This window comes from Allokutzneria oryzae, from assembly GCF_042429765.1.
In the GTDB taxonomy this organism is placed as follows: domain Bacteria; phylum Actinomycetota; class Actinomycetes; order Mycobacteriales; family Pseudonocardiaceae; genus Allokutzneria; species Allokutzneria oryzae.
Genome location: NZ_JBHLZU010000010.1, coordinates 496,580 through 505,964, shown reverse-complemented (window position 1 = coordinate 505,964; position 9,385 = coordinate 496,580). Strand labels below are relative to the sequence as shown.

The window sequence follows — 9,385 nt, the reverse complement described above, 5'->3', positions numbered from 1 at the left end:
AGACAGCGCGCCAGGACCGCGTGCGCGTGATTCACCGCGCGGTAGGCGTCCTCGATGGAATCGAGGGTCTCATCCGGGGTCATATTCCTATTCTACGTGCCGAAAAATAGTGATCATGGCTCTACAGGGTGAATTCGAAGGCGATTTCTGTGACCGTTTGAAGGCAGCATCAGAGAGCGAGTATTGGACAGCGTCCCGGGCGGCCTGGTCCCAGGTCGGCGACCGGCGCAGGGCCGCGGGCAGGCCGGTGATCAGGCGGGCCAGCGGCGTCGGGTGACCGCTGGCAGATGGTGACCACATCGGGTATCCGGCCACGCGTGTCCTTGTGCCCCAAGGCAACAGCCGGGCTCGCGATCCGGGCCGCACTGCCCGATCTCCCACGGAGACGGACTACCGGGACCACGGCGATCACCTCCACCGGAGACGGTCTCAGCTCACCGGATACCCACCGCGGCGACCCAGCTGGCGAGGTCTCGCTGGGCGGCGACCAGATCCGCATGGGGGACACGGGCATTGACGACCAGGGCCACGTGGACACCCGGCTGCGCGGTGACGACGAGCTTGTTGGCGGCCGTGGAGCCGTCCTCGTTCTGGACCCGGATCACTGGGTCCGATGTGGACAGTCCTGAGTGGACACCGAGGTTCGACGCGACCGAGGAGTTCGCGGGGTCGAAGGTGCGCGGCAGGTGGATCTCGGTCGGGCCGCCCGCCCCGCCGCGCCAGACGAGGACACCGAACTGGCGGTTGTCGGTCACCTTCGCCAGCGCCGGGTACTGGGCGGGCACCTTCAGCCAGCGCACCGACGGCGCGGTCGAGTCCGCGAAGCCGTCCTTGGCCATGTCCTCGTAGGCGAAAGCGAGGGTGTCCCCCGCGACCGCCGTCGGGTACATGCGGTCCAGCACCCGCTGGTCCACCCGGAATCGGACCGCTCCCGCGGCGTCGGTGTCGACGACCGAGTGGTCCTCGTCGTTCCAGGCGTCGCCCTTGGTCTGCACCTTGTCCGGGTTGCCGTTCATCAGCTCGTGGTGCTTGCCGTTGTAGATGTCCCACTGCCACTGCGTCGCCGACATCACCGGCCCAGCCTCGGTCGGCCGCGCCCACCACGCGTCGTTGCCCGCTCCGCGGTCGAGCCCCTGGTAGGCGCTCTTGAGGATCATCGGCGCCTTCTCCGCGGACCAGCCGGACATCCGGTGGCCGAACTCGGAGAGGAAGCTCGTGGTGCCCAGCTCCGCCGCGCGGGTGCGGATCTCGTTGGTCTGGTTGGCATATCCGCCGTCACCGGGCTTGGTGGGGTCGATGGACAACCGCAGCGTGTCGTAGAAGTGCGCGTTGAACACGTAGCGCGGCCCCATCGTGCCGATGGTGGTGAACCCACCGCGCCTGAGCCCGATGATGGCGAGGTTCCAGTTGACGAGGGGCTCGGCGTAGAGCGGTTTGTCCTGCCAGCCAACGGTGTCCATGCGTGCGCGCAGCCGCTGGTAGAACGGCCAGATCAGCTCACCCTCGCGGTCGGCCGAGGAGATCCCGCCCTCGCCGTCCGCGGGCTCGTTGACCGGGTCGAGCCCGAGCACGAGGCCGAACTCCTTGGCGGGCAAGGCGTTTCGCAGGTGCCGCATGGTCGCGGCGGCCTGGTCGAGGAACGCGTCCTGCATGCCGACGACCCCGGCGGGCGTCTCCAGCTTGCGGTTGAGCCAGAAGTCGCGGAAGGCGGTGCGCACGGCCTCGTTGTTCCACTGGTTCTGGCCCCACGTCACGCAGGCGACGCAGTGCTCCTTGGGGTACTTGCCCGCCTCGATCACCCACTTCGGGGCGCCGTTGCCGGTGTACCAGCTGTCCTTGTCGAACAGGTCGCGGGAGAACAGGTCCTGGTGGAAGTCGAGCAGCACGTGCACGCCGCGCTTGGTGAACTCGCGGATCTGCGCGACGGCCCGGTCGAGGTAGGCGGTGTCGATCGTGTTCGGCGCGGGCTGCACCCCGTCCCAGCCGACGAGGTAGCGGATGGCGTTCGCGCCGGTCTGGTCGCGCATGGCGGTCGCGGAGCGGGCCGCGTCGGCGACGGAGCCGAACGGCAGCTTGCCGTGCTCGTTGAACTTGGTGGTGCCGGAGACGTTGAAGCCGCGCAGCACCACCTCACGACCGAGTTGGTCGCGGAAGATCCGGACCGTCTTGCCGCCGACGGTCTTGGTGCCGACGGTGACCGTCCCGCCCTCGACAGTCGGCCGGGGTGCCGCCTCGGCCGTGACAGCGGTGACGACCAACGCGAGAGCGGCTGCGGCCGCGAGCACCCGAGACCTCATATGCGAAAAAGTTCCACATTTACCGGCCTGTCCGCTAGCCGCAGCCGAGTGAACCTCTCCAGGTTCCTCAGGCCGGGATGGCGGCGGTGAGCAGCTCGGCGCCGTTGTGCTGGCCGACCACCAGCTCCCCCGCCGCACGACCGGCGACCACGGCCACCGCGCCCACGTGGTCGCGCGGAGCCTGGAGGTCGACCATCCGCATCTCCGCCGGGTAGCGGTTCGCGCCCGGCTCCTCCTTGGGCCAGCCGAGCAGCCTCGGCGGGCTGGCCGGGCCGGTCAGGAGCACATCGGGCAGCGACACCATGAAGCCGACCCCGACGGCCTTGACCACCGCCTCCTTGCGGGTCCACATGCGCAGGAACGGCTCGGAGCCACCGCCGGCGCGGGTGATCCCGGCGATCTCGTCCGGACCGAACACCACGCTGAGGTCCTTCAGCGGCGCGCGCCCGGAGGAGGGCTCCACGTCGAGCCCGACGAGCCCGTCCAGGGAGGCGGCGACGCCGACCAGCTCCCCGGCGTGGGTGACCGAGAGCTTCGGGGCGCCCGGCAGCGGGGAGGTGACGGGACCGTGCGGGCCCTCGCAGCGCGAGCAGTGCCGCTCCAGCGGGACGTCCGCGGCGGCGATGCCGAGCTCACGGGCGACGATCGCCCTGGACAGCGAGGCGCCGAGCAGGAAGCGCTGCTTGTCGTCGTCCTTGAGGTAGCGGGACCAGCGGTCGCGCTCCTCGTCGTTGAGCCAGGCGAGCATCGGTTCCAGGGGGACGGACCCGAGCTCGATCCACCACACGTCGGCCTTGGGCACCTCAGCCGTCCTCTCGCAACGCGGTCATGTACTGGGGCAGCCGCTCCCAGACCTCGGGAACGTAGAAGTGGCCACCGGGCAGGGGGTCGATCCGCAGATCGCTGGTGACGATCTTGCTCCAGCCGCGCACGGCCTCCTCGTCGACCTCGTCCCGCTCGCCGTGCAGCACCTGGGTCGGCGTGGCGATGCGCCGGGCGGGGTCGTACGTGAGGGTGCTCAGCGTGGTCAGGTCGGCGCGCAGCAGGGAGACCGCCATCTCGCGCAGCTCCGGGTGCTCCAGCACGGCGTCGGGGACCTGGGCCTTGGCCTTGATCCACCGGACGTACTCCTCGTCGGAGGCGGTGGGGCTGAGCGAGACCTTGACCTTCGCCAGCGGCGACCGCGTCGCGGAGAGCACCAGCGAGCTGGGTGGCTGCCGCAGCTGGTGGGACAGCGATGCGAGCCCCGCGGCGACCGCGCCGCCCATGCTGTGCCCGAACAGCACGTAGGGGCGGTCGGCGACCGCTTCGGCGATGCCCGCGGCGACGTCGGAGAGCAGGTGGTCCCAGGTCGGCACGATCCGCTCGCTGGTCCGGCGTTCCCGGCCGGGGTAGCAGATCAGCGCGAGCTCGACGTCCTCGGGGACGTGCTCGGTCCAGCCCCGGAACGGCGCGGTGCCACCGCCCGCGTAGCTCAGGCACACCAGCACACGGCGTGCGTCCGGCCGGGGTCGGGGCCGCACCACTCGGTTCGTCATCACCGTTGAGGTCACTCGATCGGCGCAGGGGTGTCAAGTCGGCTTCGAAGACCGCTCGCCGGTCGTGACCGACACCGCACGGCACCGGATGCCAGCCGCCGATCCGGCAGACCGGACGCCTCAGGTGGTGGTCACGGGACCGCTCGGCCTGCTGGCCGCGACGGCCCAGCCGCCGACGCCGAGCACGGCGATGACCTCGCACAGCGCGAGCACCCGCTCGATCGCCCCGAGCGGCAGCACCTGCCACCACGATCCGCCGACCACGGCGGCGTGGACGAGCACGTAGACGACGGGCGCGAAGGACAACACCGCGAGCACTCCGAGCGCGCGGGTGCGCCGGGCGTGGCCGCCCCACCGCTCGTCGCGCAGCCAACGGCGGGCGATGAGCAGCACGGCGACGGGCAGGCTGAGGAACGCGACCAGGCTGCCGACGCGGTGGATGTCCCCGCTGAGGCTCGGCCCGACCGCCCAGTTGTGCTTCGGGAAGAGCACGACCACGGTCAGCCCCAGGCTCCACAGGCCGAGCAGGACCGCGCCCGCCGACCGGACGCGGAGCAGCCCGCCGCGGACCAGCGCGGCCAGGATCGCCAGCGAGCCGCCCGCGAGCAGCACCAGCGCGAGGTCGAAGACCGGGCGGTTGGGGCCGAGCGCGTGCTCGCTGATCGTGCGGCGGATCGGGTTGATCATGCCGATGGACGGGACCAGGTCGAGCACGGCGATGATCGCCAACGCCGCCAGCGCGGCGACGATGCCGCCGACGGCGAGCCTGCGCGCGGCGACGGCGGAGTTCGCCACAGCGGCCTCGGAGGTCACCGCGGGGCGGAGGTCAGGGGTCAGCACGGTGCCTCCTCGTACGTCGGCCCCCATCCCAGCCGCGGACCGGTGAAATGACCGTTACGTCCGCCCAGCAGGCCGTTCTCCCGACGGCGCCGCCGTTGTTCCGTCAAACATACATACACAAGCGCAGGTATAGGCTCGGCTCATGCGGAGGACGGCGGCGGAGGCCGCGGAAACCAGGTCGGACCTGTTGGACGCGGGTTTGCGGCTGTTCGCCGAGTTCGGCTTCGCGGACTCGTCGCTGGCGGACATCGCCAAGGCCGCCGGGGTGACCCGCGGCGCGGCCTACCACCACTTCAAGGACAAGGCCGAGCTGTACTCGGCGGTGGTGTCGGAGAAGTGGCCGGAGGCCGCGGCTCCGGTGTGGGCACCGCTGGCCGAGCACGGCCCGGCCCAGGAGCGGCTGAGGCGGCATCTGGTGCGGTACTTCGAGGCGCTGGAACGCAATGACACCATGCGGTCGATCCTGAGCGTGACGATCTACAAGTCGGGTTCGCTGCCGAAGAGCGCGCCGGGCCTGGAGCTGAAGCAGGACGTGATGCGGCTGTGGGTGCGCCAGATCGCGGACGTGCTCGGCGAGGCGGACGGGCTGCGGCAGGGCATCGACGTCGACGTGGCCGCGTTCGCGATCGTGTCGACGGTGAGCGGGGTGACGAGCACGTGGCTGGCGGACCCGGAGGCGTTGTCCCCGGCTACCCGCGCCGCACAGCTCGCCGACATCACCCTTCGAGGCGCGCTGTCGGAGGCAGTTGCGCCGTAGCGAGTCACGAAGTGCGGCGGGTGCGCCAACGGGCGAGGCGCCGACCCGCCATCACCACAACTCCCGACAACGCGGTCACGACACAAGCCACCACAGCCGTCTGCAACACGCCGGGCCACAACGCCAGGAGCAGGGTCCACACCACCACCAACAGCGTGCCCAGCCCGAACAAGCCACCCGCCAGCATCAGCAGCCATCGCGACTGGACCAGCCGGACCAGTCCTGGGCGCACCACCACCGGCACCTTGGACACGAAGCGCCACAGCACAGCCGCGATCACCGCGAGCAGCACCACTCCGAACACGGCGTAGCCCGAGCTCGGCTGGGGCAGGCCGCCGATCACCAGCGCCAGGCAACCGACTCCTTGCAGGACCACCAAGCGCCACAACAGGTCCCACAGCACCGGTTCGGCGTCGGGCACGGTGGGTTCCGGAGTGGGTTGGGACGCGGAGGTGGAGCCGCTGCGCACCCTGGCCAGTTCCTCGCGGGCGTGGTCGTTGGCCGGGTTGAGCTGCAACGCGGTCAGGTACGCCTGCTCGGCCACGTCCCAGCGGCGGGCCAAGGCGGCGATCTCGCCGAGGACCTCGAAGGGGCGGTACTCCGTCGGGGCGAGCTCCGAGGCCCGGTGGGCGGCGAGCAGCGCCCGCTTCGCGTCGGCGTCGTCCTCGGAGCGCTGGACGCGTTCGACCGCGCCCGAGCCGATCAGCGCCTCGGCGAGGGCGATGTGGCAGCGCCACTCGAACGGGTCGGCGCGCACCGCGCAGTCGGCGGCGACCACCGCCTCGGCGGAGCGGCCGAGCTGGGTGAGCGCGCAGCTGGCCAGGCGGTGCGGGCCCTCCTTGGCCGAGCCGAGGACCGCAGCGCGCTGGGCGGCTTCCAGCGCTTTCTTCGGCTGGTCGTCGGAGAGGTAGGCGGCGGCGAGCGCGCACCAGGCGTCGACATCGGCCGGGTTGGCGGCCACGACCGGGCGCAGCAGCCTGATCGCCTTGGCCGCCTTGCCGGACTGGCACAGCGCGGCCGACTCGGTCAGTGCGAGGGTCACCGGATCCTCGGCCATCCGTGCGTCCTTCCGGGCAGGCGTCGCGGCGGGACCAGTCTGGCACGGCTGGTGATCACTACGATCGGTCCCGAGCCGAGGAGGTCCGATGAAGGTTCTCATCGTCACCGCGGGCAGCAGAGGTGACGTGCAGCCCTACGCGGCGCTCGCGCTGGCCCTCAAGGCCGCGGGACATGAGCCGGTGCTGGCCGCGGCCACTCGTTCGGGTGGGATCTTCGCCGGGCTCGGGTTCCGCTTCGTCGAGCTGGACGAGGGCCCCATGCGCCTCGTGGACAACACGGAACGGCGCGGCACCCTCGCACTCGTCCGCGAGGCGATGGGCATGCTGTCGAAGACCTTCGCGGACGCGTGGGACGTCGCGTCGGAGGGCGCGGACATCGTGGTGCACCACCCGGGGGTCATGGTGGGACCGCACCTGGCCGAGCGGCTCGACGTGCCTTCGGTGCTCGGCGCGTTCACCCCGCTGCACGTGCCGACGGCCGCGTTCCCGATGCCGTTGCTACCGTCGTGGACGCCTCCGGCGTTCAACCGGATCAGCTACCGGCTCGTCGACGGGATCAGCCTGCCTTATCGGAAGCTGCTCACCCAGTGGCGCGCGGACACGCTCGGGTTGCCGCCGGGCCGGGGACGACAGGACGTGGTCATGCACGCGTTCAGCGAGCACGTCGTCCCACGCCCGCGCGACTGGCCGGCCACCGCGCTCACCACGGGCTACTGGTTCCTGCCCAGTCCTGAGGACTACGTTCTGCCCCAGGCACTTCAGGACTTCGCCAAGGGCACGACCGTCTACATCGGATTCGGCAGCATGACCAGGGACGACCCCGGTCGGAGGACTGAGGTCGTGCTGGAGGCCGTGCGGCTCGCCGGTGTCCGCGCGATCCTGGCGAAGGGCTGGGGCGGCCTGGCAGCCCCGGACCTGCCCGACAACGTGATGATGGTCGATCAGGTCCCCCATGACCGACTTTTCCCTTTTGTCGACGCGGTTGTGCACCACGGAGGCGCCGGAACCGCCGCCGCGGCGGCCGCCGCCGGACGACCGCAGGTCCTGTGCCCGTTCCTCGCCGACCAGCCGTACTGGGGGCGGAGGATGCACGAGCTCGGTGTGGCCCCGCCCGCGCTCCCGCAGCGCGGACTGGACAGCGGGGAGCTGGCCGCGTCGATCAAGGAGGCGCTGAGCCGGTCCGCGGCGGCGGCGGCGCTCGGCGAGCGGATCCGCGCCGAAGACGGGACCGGCAAAGCGGTTCACGCACTCGAACGGCTCTGTCCTACTTCTGGTCGATGACCGAACGGGCACGGCCGGTCTAGGTTGACGAAGGCCGTCGCGGGCACTCCGAACCGAAGGAGAACCAGCGATGAAGCATGCGCTCATCCCTGTGACGGCGGCTCTGCTCCTGGGCATGGCCCCGATGGCCAACGCCGCTCCCGTCACCTCGTTGACGGCGTTGCAAACCGCGATCGACAACGCCAAGTCCGGCGACCGCGTCGTGCTCGCGGCCGGGCGCTACGAGGCCAAGCAGCCGATCAGGATCACCCGCAAGTCCGGTGTCACCGTCGCCGCCGCCTCCGTCGGCGGGGTCGAGATCTACGGCGCGTCCGGCTTCACCTTCGACTCCTCCGAGCGCGTGACGGTGGAGGGTTTCCGCTTCACCCACACGGCGACCGTCTTGGTGCCGTCGAACTCGCACCACATCCGCTTGAGCCGCAACGTCTTCCAGCTCAAGTCCCCCGCGGAGAAGCACTGGGTGAACGTGGACGGTGACGACGTCGAGGTGGACCACAACACCTTCACCGGCAAGAGCACGCAGGGCGTCTACCTGTCGGTGTTCGGCCCCAGCAGCGGTATGGCGCAACGGATTCACGTGCACCACAACTACTTCTACAACCACTCGTTCACCGGCTCCAACGGCGGCGAGTCGATTCGGCTCGGGGTCAGTTCGAAGCAGCGGTTCTCCGCGAACGCCCTCATCGAGAACAACCTCTTCGAGAAGGCCAACGGCGACCCCGAGGCGATCTCGGTGAAGTCCTCGGACAACGTGGTGCGGTACAACACGATCCGCGACAGCAAGGGCCAGATCGTGCTGCGCCACGGCAACCGCACGCGCGTCGAGGGCAACATCATGCTGGGCGGAGCGTCCGGGATCCGGTTCTACGGCAACGACCACGTGATCGTGAACAACCTGGTCACCGGCAGCTCCGGCAACGGGATCACCGTCGGCAGCGGCGACGTCATCGACGACACCAGCAGCACCGGCAAGGACCGCCCGGACCGCGTCCTGCTCGCGTTCAACACCGTGTCCGGCAACGCGGGCGGGATCGCGGGCGAGAACCGGACGTACGGGCCCGACTCGTGCGTGATCGCCAACAACATCGTCACGGGTAGCGGCCAACTGGTGCGGCAGACGCAGTTCTCGAAGTTCACCTGGGAGGGCAACCTGCTGTGGGGCGGCTCGGCCGGTGACATCCCCGCGAGCGGCTACCGGACGGCGGACCCGAAGCTGTCCGGCGAGCTGCGCCGCCCCGCGGCCGACAGCCCCGCGGTGGACGCCTCGGCGGGTTCGTACCCGGCGGTGGAGCTCGACATCGACGGGCAGCGGCGCGAGGGCCGCAAGGACGTCGGCGCCGACGAGCGCTCCGGCTCCGGGGCCGAGCGGGCGCCGCTGACCACTGCCGACGTTGGGCCGAACGCGCACTAGGCCCCTCGTCGGAGTGACGTTGGCGAACGGCTCAATCGCGAGTTGAGCCGTTCAGTCCCTGGTCAGCGCACCAAAGATCTTCAAGGCTCCTCGCCGTGGCTCAGCCGATCGGAGGAACCCGCTCAAGCGCCGCGTCATGCCAGCTGCCCGGCGTGGTCCCTTTCTCGCATCACCGAGCGGACCAAGGCTGGAGGTCGGGGAAC

Annotated in this window: 8 protein-coding genes; 3 read left to right on the top strand and 5 right to left on the bottom strand. The window is 70.5% G+C overall.

Going from position 1 to position 9,385, the window contains the following annotated elements; translation table 11 throughout:
- Positions 1-434: 434 nt before the first annotated feature.
- The 4 genes from ACFFQA_RS13775 to ACFFQA_RS13760 all read right to left on the bottom strand — a co-directional run bounded on the left by ACFFQA_RS13775 (position 435) and on the right by ACFFQA_RS13760 (position 4,675).
- Positions 435-2,297 (bottom strand): cellulase family glycosylhydrolase, encoded by a 1,863-nt coding sequence (locus ACFFQA_RS13775; protein ID WP_377852243.1) that lies wholly within the window; start codon positions 2,295-2,297, stop codon positions 435-437.
- Between the two features lie 67 nt (positions 2,298-2,364).
- Positions 2,365-3,099 (bottom strand): 4'-phosphopantetheinyl transferase family protein, encoded by a 735-nt coding sequence (locus ACFFQA_RS13770; RefSeq protein WP_377852240.1) that lies wholly within the window; start codon positions 3,097-3,099, stop codon positions 2,365-2,367.
- Between the two features lies 1 nt (position 3,100).
- Positions 3,101-3,835, bottom strand: a complete 735-nt coding sequence (locus ACFFQA_RS13765; protein WP_377852237.1) for a thioesterase II family protein — start codon at positions 3,833-3,835, stop codon at positions 3,101-3,103.
- A 120-nt stretch (positions 3,836-3,955) separates the two neighbouring features.
- Positions 3,956-4,675 (bottom strand): DUF998 domain-containing protein, encoded by a 720-nt coding sequence (locus ACFFQA_RS13760; protein WP_377852234.1) that lies wholly within the window; start codon positions 4,673-4,675, stop codon positions 3,956-3,958.
- 142 nt (positions 4,676-4,817) lie between these two features.
- On the opposite strand from ACFFQA_RS13760, the gene ACFFQA_RS13755 reads away from it, so the two are divergent.
- Positions 4,818-5,432, top strand: a complete 615-nt coding sequence (locus ACFFQA_RS13755) for a TetR family transcriptional regulator (RefSeq protein WP_377852231.1) — start codon at positions 4,818-4,820, stop codon at positions 5,430-5,432.
- Positions 5,433-5,436: 4 nt separating this feature from the next.
- Here the strand turns inward: ACFFQA_RS13755 and ACFFQA_RS13750 are convergent, their stop codons facing one another.
- Positions 5,437-6,489: a tetratricopeptide repeat protein gene (locus ACFFQA_RS13750; protein WP_377852228.1), complete on the bottom strand. Its 1,053-nt coding sequence runs from the start codon at positions 6,487-6,489 to the stop codon at positions 5,437-5,439.
- A gap of 88 nt (positions 6,490-6,577) precedes the next feature.
- Here ACFFQA_RS13750 and ACFFQA_RS13745 point away from each other — a divergent pair, with 88 nt between their 5' ends.
- Together ACFFQA_RS13745 and ACFFQA_RS13740 are read left to right on the top strand one after the other, a co-directional pair.
- Entirely contained in the window at positions 6,578-7,771 is a 1,194-nt protein-coding gene (locus tag ACFFQA_RS13745) for a glycosyltransferase (RefSeq protein ID WP_377852225.1), read from the top strand.
- A gap of 70 nt (positions 7,772-7,841) precedes the next feature.
- Positions 7,842-9,182, top strand: coding sequence for a polysaccharide lyase 6 family protein (locus tag ACFFQA_RS13740; protein ID WP_377852223.1), 1,341 nt, complete (start codon positions 7,842-7,844; stop codon positions 9,180-9,182).
- Positions 9,183-9,385: the final 203 nt, after the last annotated feature.